This window comes from Azohydromonas lata NBRC 102462 (genome assembly GCF_001571085.1).
Lineage (GTDB): Bacteria > Pseudomonadota > Gammaproteobacteria > Burkholderiales > Burkholderiaceae_C > Azohydromonas > Azohydromonas lata.
Window position 1 is genome coordinate 1 of the sequence record NZ_BCTC01000018.1, and the last position, 26582, is coordinate 26582.

Annotated in this window: 19 protein-coding genes; 10 read left to right on the forward strand and 9 right to left on the reverse strand. The window is 69.5% G+C overall.

The features are described from left to right. Both ALA01S_RS08885 and ALA01S_RS08890 read left to right on the forward strand, forming a co-directional pair. On the forward strand, positions 1-1305 hold a 1305-nt coding region (locus ALA01S_RS08885; RefSeq protein ID WP_157118857.1), incomplete at its 5' end, for a response regulator. Next, positions 1302-3551, forward strand: a complete 2250-nt coding sequence (locus tag ALA01S_RS08890) for a hybrid sensor histidine kinase/response regulator (RefSeq protein WP_066334943.1) — start codon at positions 1302-1304, stop codon at positions 3549-3551. The genes ALA01S_RS08885 and ALA01S_RS08890, both read left to right, overlap by 4 nt. Positions 3552-3582: 31 nt before the next feature. Here the strand turns inward: ALA01S_RS08890 and ALA01S_RS08895 are convergent, their stop codons facing one another. Then, positions 3583-4551, reverse strand: coding sequence for an FAD:protein FMN transferase (locus ALA01S_RS08895; protein WP_066334944.1), 969 nt, complete (start codon positions 4549-4551; stop codon positions 3583-3585). Positions 4552-4571: 20 nt separating this feature from the next. Next, positions 4572-6734 (reverse strand): 4Fe-4S binding protein, encoded by a 2163-nt coding sequence (locus ALA01S_RS08900; protein ID WP_238455736.1) that lies wholly within the window; start codon positions 6732-6734, stop codon positions 4572-4574. Positions 6735-7190: 456 nt separating this feature from the next. On the opposite strand from ALA01S_RS08900, the gene ALA01S_RS08905 reads away from it, so the two are divergent. Further along, on the forward strand, positions 7191-7616 hold the full coding sequence (locus ALA01S_RS08905) for an SRPBCC family protein (protein ID WP_066334946.1): 426 nt from the start codon (positions 7191-7193) through the stop codon (positions 7614-7616). A gap of 28 nt (positions 7617-7644) precedes the next feature. Here the strand turns inward: ALA01S_RS08905 and ALA01S_RS08910 are convergent, their stop codons facing one another. From ALA01S_RS08910 to ALA01S_RS08940, 7 genes are all read right to left on the reverse strand, one after another. After that, a complete protein-coding gene (locus ALA01S_RS08910; RefSeq protein ID WP_066334953.1) occupies positions 7645-8277 on the reverse strand; it encodes a response regulator in 633 nt (210 codons plus the stop codon). Next, positions 8274-9770: a sensor histidine kinase gene (locus ALA01S_RS08915; protein WP_157118858.1), complete on the reverse strand. Its 1497-nt coding sequence runs from the start codon at positions 9768-9770 to the stop codon at positions 8274-8276. Before ALA01S_RS08915 ends, ALA01S_RS08910 begins: the two co-directional genes overlap by 4 nt. Before the next feature lie 55 nt (positions 9771-9825). Beyond that, positions 9826-10143, reverse strand: a complete 318-nt coding sequence (locus ALA01S_RS34690) for a DUF2149 domain-containing protein (protein WP_238455737.1) — start codon at positions 10141-10143, stop codon at positions 9826-9828. After that, positions 10140-10628: a MotA/TolQ/ExbB proton channel family protein gene (locus ALA01S_RS32730; RefSeq protein ID WP_066334957.1), complete on the reverse strand. Its 489-nt coding sequence runs from the start codon at positions 10626-10628 to the stop codon at positions 10140-10142. Before ALA01S_RS32730 ends, ALA01S_RS34690 begins: the two co-directional genes overlap by 4 nt. A gap of 5 nt (positions 10629-10633) precedes the next feature. Further along, a complete protein-coding gene (locus ALA01S_RS08930; protein ID WP_066334959.1) occupies positions 10634-11431 on the reverse strand; it encodes an SEL1-like repeat protein in 798 nt (265 codons plus the stop codon). Positions 11432-11555: 124 nt separating this feature from the next. After that, the gene (locus ALA01S_RS08935; RefSeq protein WP_066334961.1) at positions 11556-12200 is read right to left on the reverse strand and encodes an RES family NAD+ phosphorylase; all 645 of its coding nucleotides are present in this window, start codon (positions 12198-12200) and stop codon (positions 11556-11558) included. Beyond that, a complete protein-coding gene (locus tag ALA01S_RS08940) occupies positions 12197-12841 on the reverse strand; it encodes a hypothetical protein (protein ID WP_066334964.1) in 645 nt (214 codons plus the stop codon). Before ALA01S_RS08940 ends, ALA01S_RS08935 begins: the two co-directional genes overlap by 4 nt. 115 nt (positions 12842-12956) lie before the next feature. Between ALA01S_RS08940 and glgX the strand changes: the two genes are divergently transcribed. From glgX to ptuB, 7 genes are all read left to right on the forward strand, one after another. Beyond that, positions 12957-15089, forward strand: a complete 2133-nt coding sequence (gene glgX, locus ALA01S_RS08945) for a glycogen debranching protein GlgX (RefSeq protein ID WP_066334966.1) — start codon at positions 12957-12959, stop codon at positions 15087-15089. Between the two features lie 71 nt (positions 15090-15160). Then, positions 15161-16978 carry a malto-oligosyltrehalose trehalohydrolase gene (gene treZ, locus ALA01S_RS08950; protein ID WP_066334968.1) on the forward strand — a complete coding sequence of 606 codons (1818 nt, stop codon included), beginning with the start codon at positions 15161-15163 and terminating at the stop codon, positions 16976-16978. Beyond that, on the forward strand, positions 16971-22049 hold the full coding sequence (locus ALA01S_RS08955) for a malto-oligosyltrehalose synthase (RefSeq protein ID WP_157118859.1): 5079 nt from the start codon (positions 16971-16973) through the stop codon (positions 22047-22049). The genes treZ and ALA01S_RS08955 overlap by 8 nt, the downstream gene beginning before the upstream one ends. Before the next feature lie 233 nt (positions 22050-22282). Continuing rightward, positions 22283-22732, forward strand: coding sequence for a hypothetical protein (locus ALA01S_RS08960; protein ID WP_157118860.1), 450 nt, complete (start codon positions 22283-22285; stop codon positions 22730-22732). Positions 22733-22998: 266 nt separating this feature from the next. Next, the gene (locus ALA01S_RS08965) at positions 22999-24225 is read left to right on the forward strand and encodes an amylo-alpha-1,6-glucosidase (RefSeq protein ID WP_084267361.1); all 1227 of its coding nucleotides are present in this window, start codon (positions 22999-23001) and stop codon (positions 24223-24225) included. A gap of 141 nt (positions 24226-24366) precedes the next feature. Then, a complete protein-coding gene (locus tag ALA01S_RS08970) occupies positions 24367-25818 on the forward strand; it encodes an AAA family ATPase (protein WP_066334978.1) in 1452 nt (483 codons plus the stop codon). Further along, entirely contained in the window at positions 25819-26457 is a 639-nt protein-coding gene (gene ptuB / locus ALA01S_RS31635; protein WP_084267362.1) for a retron Ec78 anti-phage system effector HNH endonuclease PtuB, read from the forward strand. The last annotated feature ends 125 nt before the right edge of the window (positions 26458-26582 follow it).

Sequence of the window (26582 nt, forward strand, 5' to 3'; positions counted from 1 at the left end):
CTGCCCGCGCGCGAGGCCGCGTGGCCCGCGCCGCCGCGCATGGCCGCCGCGGCGGCCGAGGCGGCGCGGCCGCTGCCCGCGCCGGAGGTGGAGCCCGACGCCTTCGACAACCTGGCCGACGACGACCGCCGCCACGTGATGGGCGGCGACCTGGTGCTGCTCATCGTGGAAAACGACCTGGGCTTCGCCAAGGTGATGCTGGAGTCGGCGCGGCAGGCCGGCTTCAAGGGCCTGGTGGCCACCACGGGCGCCAGCGGCCTGGCCATGGCCTGCGAGTACCGGCCGTCCATGGTGACGCTGGACATCCACCTGCCCGACATGGCGGGCTGGCGCATCCTGCGGCGGCTGCAGGCCGACGCGCGCACGCGCCACCTGCCGGTGTGCGTGATCTCCACCGACGACGCGCGCGAGCAGGCGCTGGAGGCCGGCGCGCTGCGCTTCATCGCCAAGCCGCTGCAGTCGCGTGACGAGCTGGACCAGGCGCTGGCCGCGCTGCACCAGTACGCGCTGCGGCCCACGCGGCGGCTGCTGGTGGCGCTGCCGGACCCCGAGGACCGCCGGGCGCTGGCCCAGGCCCTGGGCCCCGGCGTGGAGCTGGTCGCCGCGCAGGACGGCGCCGCCTTGCACGCGCAACTGCGTGAGGCCGACGCGCTGGTGGCCGATGCGCGGTTGGGCGGCCTGGCGCCGGGCGACGTGCGCGAGGCCATGGAGTCGCACCCGCTTGGGCTGCAGTTGCCCGTGGTGCTGTGGATGCCGGAGGGCAGGCACGACGGGCCCTGGCAGCGCCAGCGCGGGGGTTTCCGCCTGCTGCCGGCCACCAGCGCGCAGGAGCTGCTGGGCCAGGCCTGCGTGGCGCTGCACCGCAACGCGGCGGAGCTGCCGGAGGCCGCGGCGCAGGCGGTGGAGGCCGTGGGCGGCGCGCGGCGCTCGCTGCGCGGGCGCAAGGCGCTCATCGTCGACGACGACATGCGCAACATCTTCGCGCTGGCCACCGTGCTGGACGACCACGGCATGGAGATCGTCTCGGCCGACAACGGCCGCGAGGCCATACGCATGGTGGAGAGCGACCCCGCCATAGACATCGTGCTGATGGACATCATGATGCCGGAGATGGACGGGCTGGCCACCATGCAGCACATCCGCCGCCTGCCGCGCGGGCGCGAGCTGCCCATGGTGGCCGTGACGGCCAAGGCCATGAAGGGCGACCGGCAGAAGTGCATAGAAGCCGGCGCGTGGGACTACCTGTCCAAGCCCGTGGACCCGTCGCACCTGCTCAGCGTGCTCAAGGGGTGGCTGTGTCCATGAGCTTCAATCCTGCCGGCGCGACGCCGCCCCCACCGGCCGCGGACGAGGACGCCATCACCAGCAGCATCCTCATCGTGGACGACCTGGCGGAGAAGCACCTGGTGTTCCGCGCGGTGCTGGAGGACCTGGGGCAGGAGCTCGTCTCCGCCTACTCCGGCGCGCAGGCGCTGCGCGAGGTGCTCAGGCGCGAGTTCGCCGTGATCCTGCTGGACGTGAACATGCCCGACATGGACGGGCTGGAGACGGCACGCCTGATCCGCCAGTACAAGCGCGCGGCGCACACGCCCATCATCTTCATCACCGCCTACGCCGACGAGATGCAGACGCACCGCGGCTACGAGCTGGGCGCGGTGGACTACATCATGTCCCCGGTGGTGCCGCAGGTGCTGCGCTCCAAGGTGCAGGTGTTCGTGGACCTGCACGTGATGCAGCGCCGCGTGCGCCACCAGGCCGAGCAGCGCGTGGCGCTGGCCGCGGCCGAGGCCGCGCGCCGTGCCGCGGAGCACGCCACGTGGCGCTCCAATTTCCTGTCGCACCTGAGCGGCGTGCTCAGCGCCTCGCTGGATGCCGGGGTGGGCATGCGCGCGCTGCTGGAGCAGGTGGTGCCCGCGCTGAGCCCCTGCGCCGCGCTGCTGCTGTGCAGCGACGACGAGGCCGCGCCGCAGCGGCTGCTGGTGGGCCGCGGCGAGCAGGACGGCGGTACGGACGCCGACACGGATACGGGCATGGGCACGGACGGGGACGGCACGGACTTCTCCGACGTCGCGCTGCAGGACATGGCGCCCTGCGTGCGCCGCGCCTTTGCGCGGGCCCTGGAGAGCCGCCAGCCGCAGGACGTGGGCGTGGACCCCTGCGAGGCCTTGGACGAAGGCCCGGCCGCCACCCCAAGCGCGCTGCCGGAGGGCGTGGTCACACCGCTGGTGCACGGCCAGCGCGTGCTGGGGGCGCTGTACGTGGCGGCGCTGGAGGACAGGGAGCTGCTGAAGTCCCTGTCCGAGCGCGCGGCGCTGGCCTTCGAGAACGCGCGGCTGTACCGCACGCTGCAGGCCGAGATCGAGGAGCGGCGTCACGCCCAGGAGCAGCTCACGGCGCTGAACCGGCGCAAGGACGAGTTCCTGGCCATGCTCTCGCACGAGCTGCGCAACCCGCTGGCGCCCATACGCAACGCGGTGGAGGTGATACGCCGCATCGCCCCGCCGGGCCTGCCGCGCATGTCCTGGGCCACGGACGTGATGGACCGCCAGGTGCGGCACATGACGGAGCTGGTGGAAGAGCTGCTGGACGTGGCCCGCATCAGCCAGGGCAAGATCAGCCTGCAGTTGAAGCCCATAGACCTGCTGGCCGTGGTGGCGCATGGCGTGGAGACGGCGCGGCCCATGCTGGACGGGCGCCGCCACCGGCTGACCACGCAACTGCCCGCCGAGCCGGTGTGGCTGCGCGGCGACTTCGCGCGGCTGTCGCAGGTGGTGTCCAACCTGCTCAACAACGCGGCCAAGTACACGCAGGAGGGCGGGCTCATCGAGCTGTCGCTGCAGGTGCGCCAGGGCGTGGCGCTGGTGAGCGTGCGCGACAACGGCATGGGCATAGAGCCGGCGCTGCTGCCCAACGTGTTCGAGCTGTTCGAGCAGGGCCAGCGCTCGCTGGACCGTAGCCAGGGCGGCTTGGGCGTTGGGCTGACGCTGGTGCAGCGCCTGGTGCAGTTGCACCACGGCACGGTGCACGCCAGCAGCGCCGGGCCGGGCCAGGGGGCGGAGTTCGTGGTGCAACTGCCCTGCCTCAGCGGCGTGGGCGCACCCGCGCCGCAGCCGGCGCCACAGGCCGACCCCGCGCAGGCGCCGGCCGTGTGCCGGGTGCTGGTGGTGGACGACAACGTGGACGCGGCCGACACGGTGGCCCTGTTCCTGCGCATGGAGGGCCACAGCGTGGAAACGGCGCATAGTGGGCCGCAGGCGGTGGAGCGGGCCAAGGCCTTCGAGCCGGACGTGGTGCTGCTGGACATCGGCCTGCCGGGCATGGACGGCTTCGAGGTGGCGCAGCGGCTGCGCGCGCTGCCGGCCACGCGGCTGTCGCTGGTGATCGCGCTCACCGGCTACGGGCAAAAGGCCGACCAGGCGCACTCGCGCGCCGCGGGTTTCGACCACCACTTGGTGAAGCCCGCCGACATCGCGGCGCTGGCCGCGCTGATCACGCAGTGGTTGACGGGGCGCGCGGGCGGCAGCGCCCAGGAGCAGGCCGGCGTGCCCTGATCGGCTGGCGGGCGGCGCGGGACGGCGCTGCTCAGGCCAGTCGCAAAGAGCGCGTGGCTCCCCAGCGGCCCTGCTTATCGACCCACAGCACGCCGACTTGCCAGCGCTGGGCCAGCCGTGGAATGAGCGCCGGCTGGGCCATGAACATGACTTTCGTGAGCGCATCGGCCCGCATGGCACTGCGGGCGGCCACGGTGATGCTGCTCATTCCGGAGGGCGAGTCCCCGGTGGAGGGGTCGAAGATGTGGTGGTGGCGATGGTCCGGCGTGAAGGCGCTGCGGTTGTCGGCGGAGGTGGCCAGGCTGTTGCCGTCCAAGGCCAAGGCCGTGATGAGCTGGCCGGCGCGGTGCGGGTCTTCCACGCCCAGCGTCCAGTCCTGGCCGCGCGGATTGCGTCCCAGGGCACCGAATTCGCCGGTATCGATGAGCGCGTGCTCGATGCCGTGCGCCTGGAGCGTGGCCCGCACGGCATCGGCCGCGTAGCCCTGGGCGATGCCGTTCAAGGTGACGGCCATGCCGGGGCGGGCGAGCTCGACGGCCTGGTCGGTGACCTTCAAGCCTTGCCAGCCCACGAGCGACAAGGCCTGCGTGCGTTCCGCGGCCGTGGGCAGCCGGCCGGCCTGGCGGGCAGCCTCCGACAGCAGCCACAGCGGCTGCACCGTCACGTCGAACGCCCCTGCGCTGTGGCGGGCCACCCATTGCGCTTCGCGCAGCACCTTGAGCAGGTGCGCGCTGGGACGGGCCAGCCGGCCGTCCCGGTTGAGCCGTTGCAGCTCGCTGTCGGCCTGGAACAGGCTCATGGCGGCCTCGATGTCGTGCAGCACCGCTTGTGCCGCCGACAGCGCCTTCTCGGCCTGGGCGGGTTGGGCATGTGCCACTTGCAGGTGCAGGTGGGTGCCCAAGCCCTGCAGGTGCCGGCTGTGCCATGGCAGCGCTGCGGCGCGGGCGGTGGTGAAGGGCAGGCCGCCCAGCGCGGCCCAAAGAAGCGTGCGTCTTTGCATGGTGTGTACGGGGTGGAGCGTCATGGGGTGCCGGTGGCGCGCTGCGGCAGTGCCTTGCCCGGCACAGGCCCGGCGGGGAGTGCCGCCGGCGCGGCCGCCACCTGGACGGCCAGGCGCTTGCCGGTGCGCTGGTGGACGATCACGGGCACGCAGCGCTGCGCGTCGTGGTAGATGCCCACGCAGTCCAGGCACTGGAAGCAGTTGTCGTAGCGCACTTCGCCGGAGGGCTCGATGGCGTCGTAGCGGCAAGCCGCCTTGCAGCGCTGGCAGGGCTTGCCGCACTCGGCGCGGCGCGGCAGCCAGTTCAGCCGCCTGAGCTTGCCGCCCAGCGACAAGGCGCCTCCCAGCGGGCACAGCACCCGGCAGAAGAACTTGTAGTACGCGGCGCCCAGCAGCAGCACGGCCAGGGCGTACGCGACGAAGGGCCAGGGGCGGTCGAAGCCCAGCGTGATGGAGGTCTTGAAGGGCTCGACCTCGTTGAGCGTCTCGCCCAGCGTCGGAAACAAGACAGCCGCCACGACCAGCGTGGCCAGGACGGCGTACCGGCCCCGCTCCAGCCGGCGGGCCAGACGCGGCGGCAAGCGCAGTTGCGGCAGGCGCAGCCGCTGTGCCAGCAGCCCCACGAATTCCTGCAAGGCGCCGAACGGGCACAGCCAGCCACAGAAGGCGCCCCGCCCCCACAGGAAGAGCGAGAGGACGGTGAAGGCCATCAGCATCAGGCTGACCGGGTCGTACAGAAAGTTCGACAGCCCGTGGCCGCCTCTGAGCGACTTGATCAGGCCGGTGACCTGCACGATGGACAACTGGCCTTGCGCCAGCCACCCGACGTCAATCAGCGTGAAGGCCAGAAAGCCCATGCGAAACAGCCTGAGCCGCCGCGCCGACGCGGACACCCAGCGCGGGCGGGCCAGGACCACGCTGAGCACCCCCAGCGCCGCCAGCAGCACGGCCATATCGACCGCGCGCGCCTGCCAGGCGAGCAGCCATGGCGGCAAGCGCTTGGGCGGAAAGGTGAAAAACCGCTGCGGTGGTGCGTAGGTGAGCGTGGCGGCCTTGTAGGTGATGCTGGGCAGCCCCGTGCCCTTGGCCCGGCTGAACGTGAGCTTGAATTCGGCCGGCCGCCCCGGATCGAGGCTGGCATCGGCATTCACGCCGAACACCCGCGATGCGCCCAAGTCACCGGGACCGCCGGCCTGGCGGGGTTCGAGTCCCTGGTCGCGGAACTCCAGGAACAGCCCGTCCTGCGCCAGCGCCAGGCGGCGCGACTGGGCGCCTGGGATGAATTCGTCATCCACGAGGGTGAAGCGTCCGCGGGTGGCTATCCACCAGAGATGTTGATGGTCGAAATTGCGCGCCATAGTTTGTGCATAGGCTTCCTTGCCCAGCACGGCCTGCCCTATGGTCGGCACATTCAAATAAGCCACGAACAATTCGGCGAAGGTTTCGTCGGGGTGGGCGGCGGCATAGGCATCCAGCCCCTCGCCCTCGGTGCCGGCGAAAAGCTTTTCCGCTTCGGCATTGGTCAGGCGCAAATGGCCGATGGAGCCGTCCCGCATCAGCGCGTCGAAGCTTTGTACCTCGAATATTTCATCCTTGACCTGGGCGGGCGGGCCGGCCTGTTTCTGGTCCGCGAAACCCAGTTTGGCGCGCGCGACCTCCAGGGCCGCGGTCAGCACGGTTTGATTGATGATGCGAATGGACGTGGTGGCCTTGGCGACGCCATCCAGCATGGCTTGTCCGGCATGGTTTCGGGGCGGGCCGCCGCTCTTGTTGCGTGCGGCGTCCTGGGCGATCAGATATTGATCGGCAATGCTGTGCCCAGGATATTGCGCAATGAATTCCTTCAGCGGCCTGTCCTTCTGGCCGCCGAGATCGCGGAAGGTGAACACGGGCTCGCGTTGCTGCAGCAGCTCCACGTCCACGAAATTCCCCTTCCTGTCGATGGCGATGAGGAAATTCATGGGATTGCCCTCGAAACCCGGCAAGGGCGCGATATCGATGGACTCGAAGACGTAGAGCACGGGCCCGGCCTCATGCTCCAGCGGGCTGGTCAGCGGCCAGACGGGAATATCCGAAAGCTTTTCCTCCACGTGATAGGGATGGCCGAAGCGCCGCTCGATATCCGGTTTCTGCAGGAGGCCTGACCAGGACGGCACGCACCACAGCGCCAGGGCGAATCCCATCACCAGGGCCATCCACTGCCCTATTGCCGCGCCTCCAATGGCATGGTGGCCTGATTTACTGCAGCCCGACATCAAAACCCCCCGAATTTTCAACCCGCGGCATTCGGAGCTCTTGTTGCCACCGAGTCCATATACCGGCCCAAGGATTCACATGAATCCAGCCTGGTCATGGTATCCGGCACGGACCCTGAAATTTTACGAATACGCTGGAAAGGCGTGCTGCCCCTACTGACGCGGGCAATTTGCCTGATCAGGCACGCTTGGCCAGCCGCCAGGGCGCCGAGCATTTCGACTGGGCTGCTTCACTTTTATATTTTTATGCGGACGGGCACTTTACCCGTGCCTGAAAAGGCAATATTCCAATAGCCCTGTTGCGCACCGAAAACCACAATGTGCTCGCTTTCCAATGCGAAGGCAAACACTCACAACCCATCAAATTGAGACAAGGATATACCCATGTTGACCAAGCAAGCGATCACCAAGAAACTCGATACTTCCAGTGAAAAGGCTTGGGCGGCCATTCGCGGCATCGACGGGCTGGACCGCTGGTTTCCCATTATCGAGACCTGCCGCGTGGAGGGCAGCGGCGTCGGCGCCCACCGCCACATGACCTTGGAAGGCGGGCAGATCACGGATCTCATCGAGGCCGTTGACGACAGCCGCAGGCGCTTCATTTATCTGCGGACGACCTCTCCGTTTCCGGTCACGCATTACCGCGGCACCGTCGAGATATTCGACTCCTACGACGGGCGGGCCGTCGTGGCCTGGACCATCGACTTCGAGTCCCAGCCGCAAGACAGCCAGGCCGTTGCCGCCCTCGTCAAGCAGGCGATTTCCGACGGCATCGACGGCATGGAGCGGGAGCTGAAGGCCGGCGCCTGAGGCCGCGCCGCAGCGGCGCAGCCGCGCGCTACCCTCCCGTCCACCCGTTCTGCCAGGCCAGCCGCGCCAGCTCGAAGTCGCTGCTGGTGCCGAGCTTGGCCTTGACCTGGTAGTGCAGGTTGTGGACGGTCTTGACGCTCAGCGCCAGGGCTTGCGCGATGTCCTGCGGGCTGCGTCCGGCCACCAGTGCGCGCATGACCTCGAACTCGCGCGGCGACAGGCCATGCGCGGCCGGCGGCTGGGGCTGCAGCAGCAGCGCCGCAACCTCGCCGGCGATGTCGGCGCTGATCACGCGGCGGCCCTGGCTGACCTGGCGCACGCCCTGGATCAGCTCCTGCGGCGGGCTGCTCTTGGTCACGTAGCCCAGCGCGCCGGCGCGCAGTGCCTGCGCCGCCCAGACCGGATCGCGGTGCATGCTGAAGGCCAGCAGGCGCACCTCGGCGTCGCGCTGGCGCAAGCGGCCGATGAGCTCCAGCCCCCCCAGGCCCGGCAGCGCGAGGTCCACCACCACCAGGTCCACCTCCAGCTCGCGCCAGTACTGCAGCGCCTGTGCGCCGTCTCCGGCCTCGGCCACCACCTGCATGTCGCCCTGCAGCTCCAGCAGGCGTCGGTAGCCCTCGCGCACCACGGCGTGGTCGTCCACCAGCATGACTCGGATCACGGCCTCATCTCCTCAGGGTCATCTTGCTTTTCCAGCCCCTGCGGCGGCGGCCCATCGTCCAGGGCCGCGGTGCCGCAGGCCTTGTCCAGCGGCAGCCACACGCGCAGGCACAGCCCGCCGCCGGCGGGCTGCTCCCAATCCAGCCGGCCGCCCAAGGCCAGCACACGCTCGTGCATGCCCAGCAGGCCATGGCCTGCCGACGCCGGCTGCGGCGCGCCCACGCCGTCGTCGGCCACGCTCAGCAGCAGGCCGCCGGGGCCGCGCCGCAGCGCCACGGTGGCCGTGCAGGCGCTGCTGTGGCGCTGCGTGTTGGTCAGCGCCTCCTGCACGATGCGGTAGACATGCACGTCGTGGTCGGCCGGCAGTGGCGTCCAGGGCGTGGGCAGCTTCAGCCGCACCCGCAGCTCGCTGCCGTCCGGGCGGCGGCGCGGCTGCGCGGCCAGCGACTGCAGGGCCACCGCCAGCCCAAAACGGTCCAGCGCCTGCGGGCGCAAGTCGGCCAGCACGCGCTGCAGCCCGTCCAGGAGCTGCGCCGTGGTGCGGGCCATGGCTTGGGCGCTGGCGGCGGCCTGCGGCAAGGCCTGCGTCATCAGGCCCATGGCGGCGGCCTCGGCCTGCAGCGCGCTCAGGCTTTGGCCCATCTCGTCGTGCAGCTCGCGCGCCAGGCGCCGGCGCTCGGCCTCGCGCGCCTGCAGCAGGTGCAGCGTGAGCTGCTGCTGCCGGTGGCGCAGCTCACCCAGGTGCTCGGCGAGCCGGTTGAAGCCCTGGCCGATGTGCTGGAGCTCGCGCAGCCGCATGGGCGGCAGCCGCACCTGCAAGTCGTCGGCCGAGAGCCGGCCCAAGGCACCCAGGATCTGGTTGGCCGGCGCCAGCGCGCGGGCCACCAGGCGCGAGACCAGCCACAGCGCGGCCAGCAGCGCCAGCGCTGCCGCGGCCAGCCAGGCCCAGCGTTGCCAGAGCTGGCGGCCCTCCAGCGCCCAGTGCGGCTGCACCTCCACCGTGGCGACCTTCACGCCCTCGGACGTGGTCAGGGTGAGCGCCTGTGTCCACGCGCCGTGCCTGCCGCCGGCCAGCGCGCGCGCCAGGCGGGCCGACAGCGCGCTGGGATCGTCCACCTGCGGCAGGCAGCCCGCATCGAGCTGGCGGCCGTAGATGTCCACCACCTCGGCGCACAAGGGTGCGCGCTGCGCCAGCAGCTGCAAGGGCTCCAGCGTGACGGTGCGCGTGCTGCGGTCAAAGGCGCTGGTGTGCTGCGCCAGGTCGTCGGCCAGCAACTGCGTGGCCAGTACCGCGGTGCTGGCCAGCGCCTGAACGTTGCGCTGGCGCCATTCGCGCCAGTCGCCCCAGGCCAGCAGCGCCAGCACCAGCAGCGCTGCGGCGCCCAGCCGCCAGCGCAGGGCGCGGCCCAGCAGCAGCACCGGCGGACGCTGCGCGGTGGCGTCCACAGGGGCAGCGGGGGAATCGGCGGCGGGTGAAGTGGACGGGGCGCTCATCGGCGCGCGCATCTTGCACGAGCGCCGCCGCGCGGCGGCCGGCGCAGCGCAGATTTCATTCCGGCACGTAGACCATGGAGCCGTCGGCCAGGCGGTAGGCCACGCCGGCCTTGACGCCGCCGCTGCCCGCGGCGGTGCTGCCCTCGGCGGCCTGGAAGCGCTGCACGCGCTGGCCGTCCTTGATGACGACCTGCATGTCGGGCTGGCCGGCGTTGCGTATGACGGTGACCTTGTCGGCGCTGAAGGGGTTGAGCGGGTGGCTGGCCATGGCCAGCAGCAGCGCGGCGATGACGACCAGGAACACGTCGATGAGGTTGACGAGGGAGAGGACGGGGTCGTCGTCCTCCTCGGCGAGCAGGCGTTCGGCGATCACGCGCGGCCCTCCCCGGCGGCGGCCAGCGCCAGCAGCTCGGTGGCGTACCAGCGGCGGCGCACTTGGGCGATGGTGTAGGTGATGGCTGCGGCGATGAGGGCCAGGATCACGGCCGAGAAGGCCATGGTCAGGCCCTGGGAGACGGCTTCGAGCTGGCCGTCGGCCAGCGCCTTGAGGGCCGGGCCCATGGGGATCATGGTGGCCACCAGGCCCAGCATGGGCGCCACGCGGGTGCTCACCCGGACGAGCTCCAGCCGGCGCAGCGCCATCAGCTCCAGCGCGGCGGCGTCCAGGTGCGGCTGCTGCGCGCGGACCTGGTGCAATTCGAAGCCCGCGGGCTGGCCGCGGCGGCGCTGCAGCGCCTGCACCACGCAGGCGCCCAGGGCGAAGAAGGCGTAGGCGAACAGGGCCGCGATGCCCAGCAGCACGGGCAGCAGGAAGAGCTGGCTGGCGCCGTACATGGCGCCGTCTACGGTGGCGAGCATGGTCTTCAGGCCTGCGCGATGCGGTCGAGGGCGCGGGGCGCGGCCACGCGCGGCGCGGCGGGGCGGGCCAGGCGGCGCTGGTGCCAGGCGCCCGCGCCCACGAGCGCGGCCAGCGCGGCGGCCAGGGCGAGCGACCAGTCCGGCAGCGCGGGCAGCGACTGCGCGGCCTGCTGCACCAGGCGCTGGGCCTTGGCGGTGGCCGCGGCCACGACGCCATTGGGCGTGCCCACGCCCTCGCCGCGCTGGTTGCGCGAGCCGGTGTGGTGGCCGGTCTGGAGGAAGGTCCTGGCGTCCTCGCTGCCCAGGGCGGCGGCGCGCTCGAACCACTTGCGGGCCTCGGCCTCGTCGCGCGGCACGCCGTTGCCTTCGTGGAGGGCCGAGGCGTAGTGCAGGCTGCCCAGGGCGGCGTAGTCCTCGTCGCCGCTGCCTTCGGCGGCGCGCTTGTAGAGGGCGGCGGCGGCGGCCGGGTCGCGGGGCACGCCGGAGCCGTCCTCCAGCAGCAGGCCCTTCCAGATCATGGCGCCGCCGTAGCCCTTGGCGATGCACTTGTCGAAGATCTTGTGCGCGGCCTCGAAGTCGCCGCACTTGGCGGCCCAGTAGCCGTAGCTGCAGGTGATCATGCCCGCGGGCTGGTCCGCCCAGTACTCCATGGAGAGCGTGCTGACCTCGCGCCGCAGCGGGTCGCTGGCGGCGGGATCGGCGGGCGAGGTGCCGCCGCAGTGGCCGGCGGCATGGGCGGCGATGGACAGGAGCAGCGCCAGGGCGAGCGCCGGCGCGGCGCGGTGCAGGTGTGTGGATGGCATGGGACGCGGGCCGCGGCGGGCCGGTGACGGGATGGCGCCACTGTGGCCATGCGGGCGGACGCGCGACAGAGCAGGTGCCACGGCGGGGGGCGGGCAAATTGCCCGGGTTCGCGGCCACGTCGAATCAGATCTCCCACACCCCCAGGCTGCGCACCAGCGCCAGCACGTCCTGGCGCCGCGGCGCCAGGGCCAGCGGCTCGTCGGCCACGATGCGAAACGGCGGCGAGGACAGGCGCTGGCGGCACAGCAGCAGGCAGCGGCCTGCGTCGTCGCGCCGGGAGGTGTAGCTCAGGGCCTGCGCTTGTGGACGCTGGTCGAAAGCCGCCTGCGCCCACGCGCGCGTGAGCGGGTAGGCGTTGGGCAGGGAATCGATGAGCTGCGCCCGCGTCAGGCCCAGGCGCGGCAGGTCCTTGGTGTGCAGGCTCACGCACTGCAGCTGCGCATCGAGCTCCAGCGTGGCCAGGTGGTAGTGCGCCAGCCGCGCCACCTCGAACACGCCCGGCGGCTGCAGCGACACGTCGTGCAGCAGCGATTCCATGCAGGCGCACTCCGGCGTGCTGGCCGCGTAGTAGGTGTGCAGCGGCTGCCCGTCGGCGCCGCGCAGCGGTGCGGAGCGCGAGGCACCGTGGCCTTCGTTGAAGGAGGCGGCCGTCAGCGGGAAATCCCGCGTGCTGTAGACGTGGTACCAGCGCGGCACCTCGGCGCGCGTGAGGGCGCGCAGCGTGAAGGCTTCTGCGGCGCCAGGTGGCGGCAGCGCGTCCGCCGTCATGCGACGTGGCTGCGGTCGTAGCGGCGGGCGGCCTCCAGCACGGCATCGGCCTCGTGCAACAAGTCCTTGGGCGGCGTGGGCGCCTCGCGGCCGTCCGCGGCCATTCGCACCAGCCAGGCATTGGGAAAGTGGAACCACGCGGCCAGCGCCCAGGGGTCGCGACCCGGGCCCAGCGCTTCCAGCAGCGGTTTCACGATGGGCAGCGGCGCGTAGCCGGCGTCGAACTGCCAGCGCGCGTAGTACTCGCGCCCGCCGTGGGTGACGCTGAAGACGCGCCCCCGCCGCTTCCAGTCGCTGGCCGGCAGCGATTTGTTGGTGGGCGGCGCCGGCTGCAGCCGGTTGATCTCCTCGGCCGTGAGCCAGTCGCCCTCGGCCAGCATGCGGCGGATGGTGTTCACGCGCCGCAGCCGCTCTTCCAGCAGCTCCTGGCCGGGCTCGGCGAGCTGCCCGGCCACGGCGGCGAGCTGCCCGGCCAGCTCGTCCGCGCGGGCCAGCACCTGCGCCGGCACCGCGGCCTGCAGCACCAGCGCCGTGGCGCGCTCCACTGCCCTTTCCAGGCTTTGCACCACGGCCGGATCGACGTCCGGCGGCAAGCCGGCGGGCAGGTGCACTTTCAGCAGCAGGTCGGTGTCCAAGGCCATTGCGCGCTCCATCGAGTTCCGATATTGCCAAGAAGATAGCACCTGCTTGGCAATATAGGAGAACCGATGTCGCCGACGGGAAAACGGGCGCCGAATTTGCTCTCTTGCACCCGCGATGAGCCGTGAAACCCCCATCACCACCGCCTGGCCCGGCCGCCCTTACCCCTTGGGCGCGACCTGGGACGGGGAGGGCGTGAACTTCGCCCTGTTCTCCGAGCACGCGCAGGCCGTGCACCTGGCCGTGTTCGACCCCAGCGGACGGCGCGAGCGCCACCGCATCGAGCTCAAGGAGCGCACGGACGACATCTGGCACTGCTACCTGCCCGAGGCTCGCCCGGGGCTGGCCTACGGCTACTACGTGCGCGGGCCCTACAAGCCGGAGGAAGGCCACCGCTTCAACCACCACAAGCTGCTGCTGGACCCCTACGCCAAGGACTTCATCGGCCGGCTGCGCTGGAACGACGCCCTCTTCGGCTACACGCTGGGCCACCGCAAGGGCGACCTCTCCTTCGACCGCCGCGACAGCGCCAGCTTCATGCCCAAGTGCCGCGTGCTGGAGCCGGCCTTCACCTGGGACGGCGACCGCCGCCCCGACATCCCGTGGACCGACATGGTGATCTACGAGATGCACGTGCGCGGCTTCACCATGCGCCACCCCGAAGTGCCGGACGCCCTGCGCGGCACCTACGCGGCCCTGGCCACCGCCCCCGTGATCACCTACCTCAAGCGGCTGGGCGTGACGACGCTGGAGCTGCTGCCCGTCCATTCGTTCATCAACGACCACTACCTCGTGCAGAAGGGGCTGCAGAACTACTGGGGCTACAACACCCTGGGCTTCTTCGCGCCGGAGATGCGCTACTCGGCCTCCGAGAAGGTCAAGGAGTTCAAGACCATGGTGCGCACGCTGCACTCGGCGGGCATCGAGGTCATCCTGGACGTGGTCTACAACCACACCTGCGAAGGCCACCAGCTTGGGCCCACGCTGTCCATGCGCGGCATGGACAACGCCGCCTACTACATGCTGGGCGAGGACCGCCGCTACTACGCCGACTACACCGGCTGCGGCAACACGGTGAACCTCGAACACCCGCGCGCGCTGCAGCTCGTCATGGACTCGCTGCGCTACTGGGTCGAGGAAATGCACGTGGACGGGTTCCGCTTCGACCTCGCCTCGGCGCTGGCGCGGGAAGGCGGGGTTGTCCAACACCTGGGCGGCTTCTTCGACGTCATCCGCCAGGACCCGGTGCTCAACAGGGTAAAACTGATCGCCGAGCCCTGGGACCTCGGGGCCGGCGGCTACCAGGTGGGCAATTTCCCGCCCGGCTGGGCCGAGTGGAACGACCGCTACCGCGACGGCATGCGCGCCTACTGGAAGGGCGACGGCGGCGTGATCGGCGAGTTCGCGCGGCGGCTCACCGGCAGCTCGGACCTCTACGGGCGCTCCGGCAAGAAGCCGCTGGCCAGCATCAACTTCATCACCGCCCACGACGGTTTCACGCTGCACGACCTCGTGGCCTACAACGGCAAGCACAACGAGGCCAACGGGGAAGAGAACCGCGACGGCAGCGACAACAACCGCTCCTGGAACTGCGGCGCCGAGGGCGTGACCGACGACCCCGCCGTGCTGGCGCTGCGCGAGCGCCAGCAGCGCAACTTCATCGCCACGCTGCTGCTGTCGCAGGGCGTGCCCATGCTGCTGGCCGGCGACGAGCTGGGCCGCAGCCAGGGCGGCAACAACAACGCCTATTGCCAGGACAACGAGATCAGCTGGCTGCGCTGGGACCTCTCCAGCATGCAGGAGGCGCAACTGCGCTTCACGCAGATGTTGATCAACCTGCGCCGCAGCCACCCCACCTTCCGCCGCCGCGACTTCTTCGACGGGCGGGCGCTCTTCGGCGGCCAGATCAAGGACGTGCTGTGGCTCAAGCCCGACGGCAGCGAGATGAGCCCGCAGGAGTGGGAGCACGAGCACGCGCGCTGCCTGGGCATGTACCTGGCGGGCGCCGCCATAGGCGACGTGGGCCGGCGCGGGCGGCCCGTCTACGACGACGACTTCCTGATCGCCTTCAACGCGCACGCCGAGGAGGTGCTCTTCACCGTCCCCGACATCCCCGGCGAGGCCTGGCGCGTCGTCATAGACACCTTCGAGCCGGAAGGGCTGGGGGATGGCCTGCTGAATGCCGGCGAGCGCTGTGCGCTGCGCGGGCGCTCGCTGGTGGTGCTCACGCGGCCCATGGCGATGGCGTGAGCGCCGCATGAGCGGCCAAGCGCGGCGCGCACCGGTTCCCGACCCCAAAACATTTTTACCTGCCACACACCATGCCCAACTTTTCCATGCCCTTCGGCGCCGAGCTGCTGGACGACGGCGGCGGCGTGCGCTTTCGCCTGTGGGCGCCGGACGTCCAGGCGCTGCGCCTGCAGCTCGAAGGCGCCGGACGCGGCCGGCTGCTGCCCATGCACGCGCTGGACGAGGGCTGGCACGAGATCACCGTGCAGGAAGCCGGCGCCGGCACGCGCTACCGCTTCATGCTGCCGGACGGGATGTCGGTGCCCGACCCCGCGTCGCGCTTCAACCCGGAGGACGTGCACGGCCCAAGCGAAGTGGTGGACCCCGGCGGCTACCGCTGGAACGACAGCGGCTGGCGCGGCCGGCCCTGGCACGAGGCCGTGCTCTACGAGCTGCACGTGGGCACCTTCACCGAGGCGGGAACCTACGCCGCCGCGATGGCACGGCTGCCGGAGCTGGTGGCGCTGGGCATCACGGCCGTGGAGCTGATGCCGCTGGCCGACTTCCCCGGCACGCGCGGCTGGGGCTACGACGGCGTGCTGCCCTTCGCCCCCGACGCCCGCTACGGCCGCCCCGAGGAGCTCAAGCGCTTCGTGGACGAGGCGCACCGGCTGGGGCTCATGGTGTTCCTGGACGTGGTCTACAACCACTTCGGCCCGGAAGGGAATTACCTGCACGCCTACTGCAAGGCGTTCTTCAACGCGGCGCACCAGACGCCGTGGGGCGCGGCCATCAACTTCGACGGCGCGCACAGCGGCAACGTGCGGCAGTTCTTCATCGCCAACGCGCTCTACTGGATAGAGGAGTACCACTTCGACGGGCTGCGGCTGGACGCGGTGCACGCCATCGCCGACGACTCGCCCACGCACATCGCCGTGGACATCGCCCGCGCGCTGCGCGCCGGGCCCGGGCGCTTCCGCCCCGTGCACGTGGTGCTGGAGAACGACGCCAACGCCGCGCGGCTGCTGGCCCGCGGCGAGGACGGCACCCCCGGCGGCGCCGTCGCGCAGTGGAACGACGATTTCCACCACGCGGCCCACGTGCTGGCCACCGGCCAGCGCGACGGCTACTACGCCGACTACGCCACCGACCCGGTGAACACCTTGGGCCGCTGCCTGGCCGAGGGCTTTGCCTACCAGGGCGACCCGTCGCCCTTCCGCGAGGGCGAGCCGCGCGGCGAGCCCAGTGCGCAACTGCCCTCGCCGGCCTTCGTCTCCTTCCTGCAGAACCACGACCAGATCGGCAACCGCGCCTTCGGCGAGCGCCTCAGCGACTTGGCGCCCGCTGCCCGGCTGGATGCGCTCTACGCCTGCCTGCTGCTGTCGCCGCACGTGCCCATGCTGTTCATGGGCGAGGAGCTCGCGGCCACGGCGCCCTTCCTGTACTTCTGCGACTTCGGCCCGGAGCTGGCCGCGGCGGTGTCCAAGGGGCGGCGCGAGGAGTTCGGCCGCTTCGACGCCTTCCAGAGCGAGGCCGCGCGCGCCGGCATCCCCGACCCCAACGCCGAAGCCACTTTCACGGTCTGCCGGCCCAATTGGGCCGAGCGCGAGATCGAGCCGCACTCGCGGCGGCTGGCGCTCATCCAGCACCTGCTGGAGCTGCGGCGGCAGTGGATCACGCCGCGGCTGGCGGGCATGGCCGCGGGCGGCAAGCACCGCGTGGAAGGCGGGCTGCTGCAGGTCGTGTGGTGGCTGGGCGAGGGCGCGACGCTGCGCCTGGCAGCCAATTTCGGCGAGGCGCCGCAGCCGCGCCCGCCGCTGGCCGGGCACATCGTGTTCGAGCTGCATGCCGAGGACGCGCAACTGCTCCCCGACGGCGTGATCGTGAGCGTGGAGGGTGTCGATGTCTGACGGGCTGCTGCAACGCTGGTGTCAACGGCTCAAGGTCGGCACCGAATGGCATGACGTCTGGGGCCAGCGCCACGAGGTGCCGGACGAGGGCTTGAAGGCGCTGCTGGCCCAATTGGGCGTGCCGCGGCTGGACGAGGAGGCGTTGGACGCCGCCGTCGCCGCCGAGTGGCACCAGCCGCTGCCGCCGGTGCTGGCGCTCAAGGCCGGTGCGGACCGGTTCGACGTGCCCTTGAAGCTGCCGCGCGAGGTGCGGCTGCTGCGCTGGACCGTTCATGAGGAAGACGGCGCCGTGCACAGTTGGGACGCCGACGCGGACGGGTTGCCGCACACCGGCGAGGCGACCGTGCACGGGCGCGCCATGCGGGCGCTGCGGCTGTCCATCCACACCCGGCTGCCCGCGGGCTACCACCGGCTGGTGCTGCAGACCGAGGGCATCGCGTTGGGCGAGTCGCTGCTGGTCACGGCGCCGGCGCACTGCTGGCGCCCGCCGGAGCTGCAGGGCGAGGGGCGCGTGTGGGGCCCGGCCCTGCAGCTCTACGCGCTGCGCTCGCAACGCAACTGGGGCATGGGCGACTTCACCGACCTGGCCGAGCTGACGGTGGCCTTTGGCGAGCGCGGCGCGGGCATCGTGGGCCTGAACCCGCTGCACGCGCTCTTCAGCCACAACCCGCACCACATCAGCCCGTACAGCCCAAACTCGCGCTCGCAGCTCAACACGCTCTACATCGACGTGGAGGCGGTGGAGGATTTCCGCGAGTGCGACGCGGCGCAGGCGCTGGTGCGCTCGGCCGATTTCCAGAACCGGCTGCAGCGGCTGCGCGAGGCGCCGCAGGTGGACCATGCGGGCGTGGCCTCGGCCAAGCTGGAGGTGCTGCGACGGCTGTACCGGCATTTCAAGGAACGGCACCTGGACACGGCCAGCGCGCGGGGGCGGGCCTTCCGCGCCTTCCAGGCCGACCAGGGCGAGCCGCTGCGCCTGTTCGCCACCTTCGAGGCGCTGCAGGCGCGGTTTCACGCGCAGGACGGCGGCATCTGGGGCTGGCCGGTGTGGCCGCAGGAGTTCCGCGACCCGCGCGGCGAGGCGGTGCGGCGCTTCCAGCGCGAGGGGCGCGAGGCCATCGAGTTCCACGAGTACCTGCAGTGGCAGGCCACGCTGCAGCTCGCCCGCGTGGCGCACCGCTGCCGCTCGCGCGGGCTGGCCGTCGGCCTGTACCTGGACCTGGCCGTGTCGGTGGACCGCGCGGGGGCGGACACCTGGGGGCACGCGGCCCTCTACGCCGCCGGCGCGACGGTGGGGGCGCCGCCGGACGAGATCAACGTCCAGGGCCAGGACTGGGGCCTGCCGCCGCTGCACCCGGGCCGGCTGCTGACGGACAGGCTGCGCTTCTTCATCGCCACGCTGCGCGCCAACATGCGCCACGCGGGGGCGCTGCGCATCGACCACGTCATGGGGCTGATGCGCCTGTACTGGATTCCGCCGGAGCGCGGCGCCACCCAGGGCGCCTACGTGCACTACCCGCTGCAGGAGCTGATGGCCGTGGTGGCGCTGGAGAGCCAGCGCAACCAGTGCATGGTGATCGGCGAGGACCTGGGCACGGTGGCCGACGAGATGCGCGCCGCGCTGGCCGAGGCCGAGGTGCTCTCCTACCGGCTGCTGTACTTCGAGCGCGGCGAGGGCGGCGCCTTCAAGCGCCCGCGCGAGTACCCGCGCGAGGCGCTGGTGGCCATCTCCACCCACGATTTGCCCACGCTGGCCGGCTGGTGGACCGGGCACGACCTGCAGGTGCGCAAGGGCCTGGGCCTCTACCCCGACGAGAAGGTCTACGAGGAACAGCTCGTGGGCCGCGCGCAGGAGAAATACCGGCTGCTGCTGGCGCTGCAGCACGAGGGCCTGCTGCCGGCGGACGTGGCGCTGGACCTGGCCCACCCGCCGCCGCTCACGCAGGCGCTGGTGGAGGCGGTGCACGCCTACATGGCGCGCACGCCCTCGCGGGTGCTGGTGGTGCAGCTGGAAGACGCGTTGGGCGTGCTGGACCAGCCCAACCTCCCCGGCACCGTCAACGAGCACCCCAACTGGCGCCAGAAATTCCAGATGCCGCTGGATGCGCTGCTGGCGGACGAGCGGGTGGTGTCGCTGTCGCGGGTGCTCTCCGAGCTGCGCCCGCATGCGCCCTTGAAGGCGGCGCAACTGCCGCGGGCGCAGGCCCTCATTCCCCGCGCCACCTACCGGCTGCAGTTCCACAAGGATTTCAACTTCGACCACGCCATCGCCGTGCTGCCCTACCTGCAGCGGCTGGGGGTGAGCCACGTCTACTGCTCGCCGCTGATGCGCGCCCGCCCGGGCAGCACGCACGGCTACGACGTGGTGGCGCACGACGAGTTCAACCCGGAGCTGGGCGGCAAGGAAGGCTTCGAGCGCTTCGCCGCCGCGGCGCGGGAGCGCGGGCTGGGGCTGATCCTGGACATCGTGCCCAACCACATGGGCGTGATGGGCGGGCACAACGCCTGGTGGCACGACGTGCTGGAGCACGGCGAGGCCTCGGCCTACGCGCGCTATTTCGACATCGACTGGCAGCCGGTCGATCCGGCCCTGCAGGGCAAGGTGCTGCTGCCCGTGCTTGGGCAGCACTACGGGCGGGTGCTGGAGGCGGGCGAGCTGCAACTGGTGTTCGACCCGGCCCTGGGCGCCTTCGCGCTGCAGTACTGGGAGCACCGCTTTCCGCTGGACCCGCGCACCGTGGCGCCGCTGCTGGAGCGCGCGGCGCAGCGGCTGGAGGGGGCGGCGTCGCTGGCGCTGCAAAGCCTGTCCACGGCCTTCGGCCACCTGCCGCCGCGCGAGGACGCGTCGCCGCAAGGCCGCTTCGAGCGCCAGCGCGACCAGGCGCTGCTCAAGGAGCGGCTGGTGGACCTGCTGCGCGAGGACGCGCGCGTGCTGGGCGCCATAGAGGGGGCCGTGGCCGAGCAGCAGACGGCCGACGCGCTGGACGGCCTGCACGCCGCGCAGGCCTGGCGGCTGGCCTTCTGGCGCGTGGCGTCGGACGAGATCAACTACCGGCGCTTCTTCGACGTGAACGAGCTGGCCGCGCTGCGCATGGAGGAGCCGGCCGTGTTCGAGGCCACCCATGGCCTGCCGCTGGAGCTGTGCGCGGCCGGCGTGGTGGACGGTTTGCGCATCGACCACCCCGACGGCCTGCACGACCCGCTGCAGTATTTCCAGCGGCTGCAGCAGGGCTACGCGCGCCGGGCGGGCTTGCTGCTGGCGGACAAGGACGCGGCAGGGCGCCCGGCGCGGCCGCTGTACGTGCTGGCGGAAAAGATCGCCGCAGGCCACGAGGACGTGCCGGAGGACTGGGCGCTGCACGGCACCACGGGCTACCGCGCCATGAACGTGCTCAACGGGGTACTGATCGACTGCGCGGCCAAGGAGCGCTTCGACCGCATCTGGCAGCGCGTGAGCGGCGAGACGGAGCCTTTCGAGGAAGTCGCCTACGGCGGCAAGCAACTGATCATGCGGGTGTCGCTGGCCTCGGAGCTGACGGTGCTGGCCACGGAGCTGCTGCGCATCGCCCGCGCGCACCGGCGCACGCGCGACCACAGCCTCAACAGCCTGCGCCGGGCGCTGGCCGAGGTGGCGGCGTGCATGCCGGTGTACCGGTCCTACATCGTCCGGGAGCCTTCGGCGCAGGACCGCCGCTTCATCGATTGGGCGGTGGCGCAGGCGCGCCGGCGCAGCCGCGCGGCGGACACGACCGTCTTCGACTTCGTGCGCCGCACGCTGCTGGCCGAGGCCGAGGAAGGCGCGGACGAGGCGCTGCGCGAGCGGGTGCGGCGCTTTGCCATGCGCTTCCAGCAGTTCACCGCGCCGGTGACGGCCAAGGGCGTGGAGGACACGGCCTTCTACCGCTTCAACCGCTTCCTGCCGCTCAACGAGGTGGGGGGCGAGCCCGACACCTTCGGTTTTTCGCTGCGCGGCTTCCACGGCGCGAATGCGGATCGGGCGGCACGCTGGCCGCACACCATGCTGGCGACCTCCACGCACGACAACAAGCGCAGCGAGGACGTGCGCTGCCGCCTGGACGTGCTCAGCGAATTCCCGGCCGCGTGGCGGCTGTCGCTGCGGCGTTTCCACCTGGCGCCGCAACTGCAGCGCGCGCGGGTGGATGGCACGGGCGGCAAGGCCATGCCTTCGCGGGCGGACGAATACCTGCTGCTGCAGACGCTCCTGGGCACCCTGCCCCCGGGCGGCCTGACGGAAGAAAGCCTGCCTCAATACCGCGAGCGCATCGAGCGCTACGCCTTGAAATCCGTGCGCGAGGCCAAGCGGCACAGCAGTTGGGTGAACCCGGACGCGGAGTACGAGGACGCCTTATTGGCCTTCATCCGCAGCGCCCTGCCGCGCGTGAAGCCCAATCCGCTGCTCACCGATATCCAGGCGCAGGCGGAAGCCGTGGCCTGGTTCGGAGCGCTGAATTCACTGACGCTGGTGCTGTTGAAATACACGCTGCCCGGTGTGCCGGACTTGTACCAGGGCAATGAATTACCGGACTTGAGCCTGGTGGACCCGGACAACCGCCGGCCGGTGGATTATGAATTGCGCAGCCGCATGCTGGAATCCTTTGAAAAGCACGCGGCCAGCCCGGACGGCCTGGTGAATATCCAGGAGCTGATGCCCTCGCTGCACGACGGCCAATTGAAACTCTGGTTCACGTGGCGGCTGCTGCAGTGGCGGTCGGCACATGCAGCGCTGTTTCGGGAGGGCGACTACCAGCCGCTCAATGGCGCGGGCGAGCGTGCAGACCACGTGATTGCCTTTGCGCGGGAAACCGCCGACGGAGAAAAATTAATCACCGTGGCCGGGAGATTCTTTGCGCGGCTGATGGGGCTGCAAACGGGCTGGCCCTTGGGCGAAGAGGCCTGGGGCGACACGGCCGTGGAACTGCCGGCCTGGACCGAGGGTTTGACGTTGCGCAACATTTTGACCGGAGAAAAGCACGAACCGGCGGAAGGACGGGTCAGGCTGGCCGAATTGTTCGCGACGGTGCCGGGGGCGGTGCTGGTGGTGGATTCGTAAATTCGGACGCATCACTTTGCTTGTGTGATTGGAGGCCATTGATCCCGTCCACCACGGGAGCGATGGCATTTTCATCAAGAATTCACTCCCAAAACCGACCGCCGGAATCGTGTGCTTTCCCTCGCCCGGTCACCCCCTGTGACATATTCACGCCTGCGCCGCGCACGCCGTCGAGCGCCATGCCAGACTGCCCGCGGGCCAAGAAAATCAAAGCTCCAGGGAGAACCCAGGCGATGAAATCGTTGTCTTTTTTGCGCCATCGCCGGGAGCCTGCCACACGGGTGCAGGCATTTGCCCGGCATTGGACGCGGCAATTCAAGCTCTACACCCGCTCCGAGCTCAAAGCCGGCGCCGACACCGTTGCCAATGCCTATCAGGCCGATCTCAGCGATCGGGCCCTGGCCGCGAAATTCATGATCATCACGACGGCGCTCAAATATTGCAGCCGCAGCAGCAAACCCTCGCCCATCAAGCGCTATTTCTTCCTGCCCGGCGATACGAGAAATTGCACGCGCAATTTCCTGTGCGCACCTTTTGATTTACCAGGCTCGGTAAGCGACGGCGAATTGCTGCGCCTGCTCAAGCATCCCGGCGCCCCGCACCGCTCGCGCAAACCCCAGCCCCAGGCCCCGGAAAACCTGACCGGCGACGAGCCCACGCGCTTTGCCGATTTCGCGGAATGAATGCAGCCGGTCGGTTGGGAAAGGGACTGGCGCTTCACGCTGGAGGCCAGCGGGCCGCAACGCCAAGCGGCCACGGCGGTCGGCCCAGGCAGGCCCCGGGTCAACCCAGGGTGCGTGCGGCGCGTTCGACACGCTGCGTGCATCCGTCACGGCAAGCGTGGAGACAGCGTGAACTGGCAGGTCAAGGCCTGCCATTTGGGCGTTTGAACGCGGGCCGCGCACGCGACCATGCCGCCCAACACATGACCACGCCAGCAGTTCTGCCCATGTTGACCTTGAAGGACGCCCACGACCCCGAGCCCTCGCCGGCCACCACCGCCGACGAGGCCGCGCTGCTGGAGCGCTGCCGCCAGGCATCGCTGCAACTGCTCAGGCGCAACACCACCGCCGGCGGCGTGCTGGCGGCCACGCCGGGCGCCTTGGCCGAGTCGCGCAGCTACACCCGCGTGTTCGGCCGCGACGCGGCCATCTGCGTGCTGGCCATGGCCGGCAGCGGCGACGCCGAGCTCGAAGCCGGCGCCATCGCCAGCCTGGACGCCCTGGCCCGCGGCCAGGCGCCCAACGGCCAGATTCCCAAGTACGTGGACCCCGCCGGCACCGAGGCCGACTTCTGGTACCTGGGCTGCATAGACGCCACGCTGTGGTGGCTCATCGCCGTGGACCACGTGCGCCGCCAGGGGCGCGATGCGGCGCTCAAAACGCGCTGGCAGGCCGAGGTGGACAAGGCCCTCCAGTGGCTGCAGGCCCAGGAGCACCAGCGCTTTTTCCTGCTGCAGCAAAACGAGGCCAGCGATTGGGCGGACATCATGCCCCGCTCCGGCTACGTGCTCTACACGAACGCGCTGTGGTTCCGCGTGAAGTCGCTGTACGAGCTCCCGCAGTGGGAGGAGACGCGCCACCACTTCAACCATTTGTTCCACCCGTTCCAGCGCGACTTGCCGCAGTACAAGCGCAGCCGCCTCATGGGCCACTACGCGCGGCGGGGCAAGGCGAGCCCGGGGCTGTACCTGAGCTTCGTGAACCTGTCGTTCGCGGGCGACGAGGGCGACGTGCTGGGCAACGTGCTGGCGGTGCTGTACGGGCTGGCGGGCGACTCCATGGCGCAGCAGGTGCTCAAGACGCTGCGCTCCGGCGGCGCGGGCACGCCCTACCCCGGCCGCGCCGTGCTCAACCCGATGGACGAAGGCCACGAGCTGTGGCGCCAGTACATGGCGCGCCACCAGCAAAACCACCCGCACCAGTACCACAACGGCGGCATCTGGCCCTTCATCGGCGGCTTCTACGTGATGGCGCTGGCGCTCATGGGCCAGCGCGAGCTGGCGCGCCGCGAGCTGGTCCAGCTGGCGCAGGCCAACGCCGCGGCCGACTGGCGCTTCACGGAGTGGTTCCACGGCCGCACCCTGAAACCCTGCGGCATGGCGGGGCAGAGCTGGAATGCGGCGACGTTCCTGACGGCGCTCAACGCGCTGGAGACGGGGCAGTTTTGCATGTGAAATCAACGATTTACCGGCTCAAGGCGCCGGACATGCGGCGGGTATCATTGGCCGCAAGCTTGTAGAAGGCCCCCGCATGGGGGCTTTCTTCAATTCCTGCTTGAACCATCTCCAGCCCGACTCACGCCGTTTTGGATCGCCATGCGCCTCAAAAGCATTTCACTGCGGGATTTCAGGTGCTTTGAGCACTTGGACGTGAAGTTGCACCCGCGGCTGACCGTGCTGATTGGCGACAACGGCGCCGGCAAGACTGCCATCCTGGACGCCATTGCCATTGGGCTCTCGCCGGTGTTGCGGCACCTGTCCTCCGCCAACCAGCGTCTCAAGGGCGTGCGCATCAAGGACAGTGATTTTCGTCTCGTCGGTCCGGAGGTCCGCGCCGGCCGCGAACGCTGGAATGCCAGCGACACCACGCAAATCATTGTTCGTGCTCAGGATGATTTGGTTTGGGACGTTTGGCAGCCTTCCATGGCGGGGAAAACGCCGGAGGAGAAATTTGGCGAAGCCTCCCTGACTTCTTACCTGGAAAAAATCAGCGGCAGCCTCAATTCCAGCGAACCCGAGTTGCTGCCGGTTTTTGCATATTACGGGGCCAGACGGGGTTACATCAAAATCCCGGAACGTCTTCATTCGACACAGGCCAACTACAACTATCCAACGGCCGCGTTGGTGGATGCGCTGGAGCCGTTGAGCGATTTCAAGGAAATGCTCAAGTGGTTCGATGCAGAAGAGGCTGCAGAATTGCGGGCCAACAAGGGGCGCCCCAACCCTGAATACATGCCGTCCAGAGCGCTCGATGCCGTAAGGGCGACAATTGGAAAATTGCTTGGAGGCGCCTACGAAAACCCCCATTTCAATCGCGATCACAAGCTTGTCGTCGAACCTTCAGGAGGCGGAGCCCCGCTGCAAGTTTCGCAACTGAGCCAGGGTTACCAGAGCATGTTGGCGCTGGGACTTGATTTTGCGCGGCGTATGGCCTTAGGCAATCCGCAATTGGATTATTTGGAGCCGTCGTCATTGGACAAGGTGTGGGAGGCGTGGAGTCGCCTCGGGCAGGAAGCTGGGTATGAGGATTACTCTTCAGAATCTGCCCCACTCATGGCGCCAGCCATCATGCTGGTGGATGAAATTGACGTTCATTTGCACCCATCGTGGCAGCAGCGGGTATTGGACGATCTCCTGAAAGCTTTTCCAGCCACTCAATTCATAGTCACGACACACAGCCCTCAAGTGCTCACCAGCGTGGACGCTGAATGCATCCGTCTTATTGGGCCGGTCCTAGGCGATCGCGCGGACGGGATACATATCGGCATTCAGACCGTGGACGTGCAAACCCGCGGCGTGGCCAGTTCCGACGTACTGGCCCGCATCATGGGCGTGGACCCGGTACCCAACGTGCCGGAAGCCAAAATGCTGGCTCAATACCATGAATTGATCGTCCAAAACCTGCACAACTCCGACGAGGGCTTGAATTTGCGGTCAGCCCTGGAGGCTCATTTTGGTTCGAACCATCCGGTCATGTTGGATTGCGACCGCATGATTCGCCTGGAGAGCATGAAGAAGAGATTTCCCAATGCCAGGAGAGCATCCTGAATGCACAAGTTGAACAGAGGCACGGCACCCCGTTGCCTCAACAATTACAAACACGGGCGCGATAACTGGGACGCTGTATCGTCCTCGGACAAACAGGAAATCTGGGTTGAGCTCGACGCCATGCAGGGCGCCCGCTGCGCCTATTGCGAATGCGCAATTGCGCCCAAAAAACGGCATATTGAGCATTTTGTTCAACGAGATCGCAATCCGTCATTGACGTTCGCTTGGGCCAATCTATTTGGCTCCTGTTTGCGCAAGGGCACATGCGGCGACTACAAGGATAAATTACCACTCTATGATCCGGCAGACTTGGTAAAGCCTGACATTGAAGACCCTGATAATTTCTTCGTATTTACGGTTGAAGGAAACATAGGCATACGCCGTGGCATCTCACCTCGGGACCAGCATAGGGCGGAGGAAACCTTGCGTATTCTCAATCTCGATGCCAAGCATGGGCCTTTGCGGAGCATGCGCCGTGAGGCGGCAAGAGACTACGTAGAAACAGCCGAATGTCTCGCCGAATTGGCGAGCCAACTGTCCCAAGAAGAGTTACAGGCGCTGGTGCAGGAGGAAATTGAGAAGACGGCCGGCCAGCCATTTGCCACGGTGATAAGGCACGTGCTGAGCCGAAATTTCTGAGTTCCAGCTGACCTTATTCCGCAGACCGGCGGCAGGCTGGCCGTCTGCGGCACCGACACGGGGTTCTCCCCGCCCCGCCCGTGCACACCGATTGCCCCGTCGCCCTGGCCGGTGGGCGCTGTTGT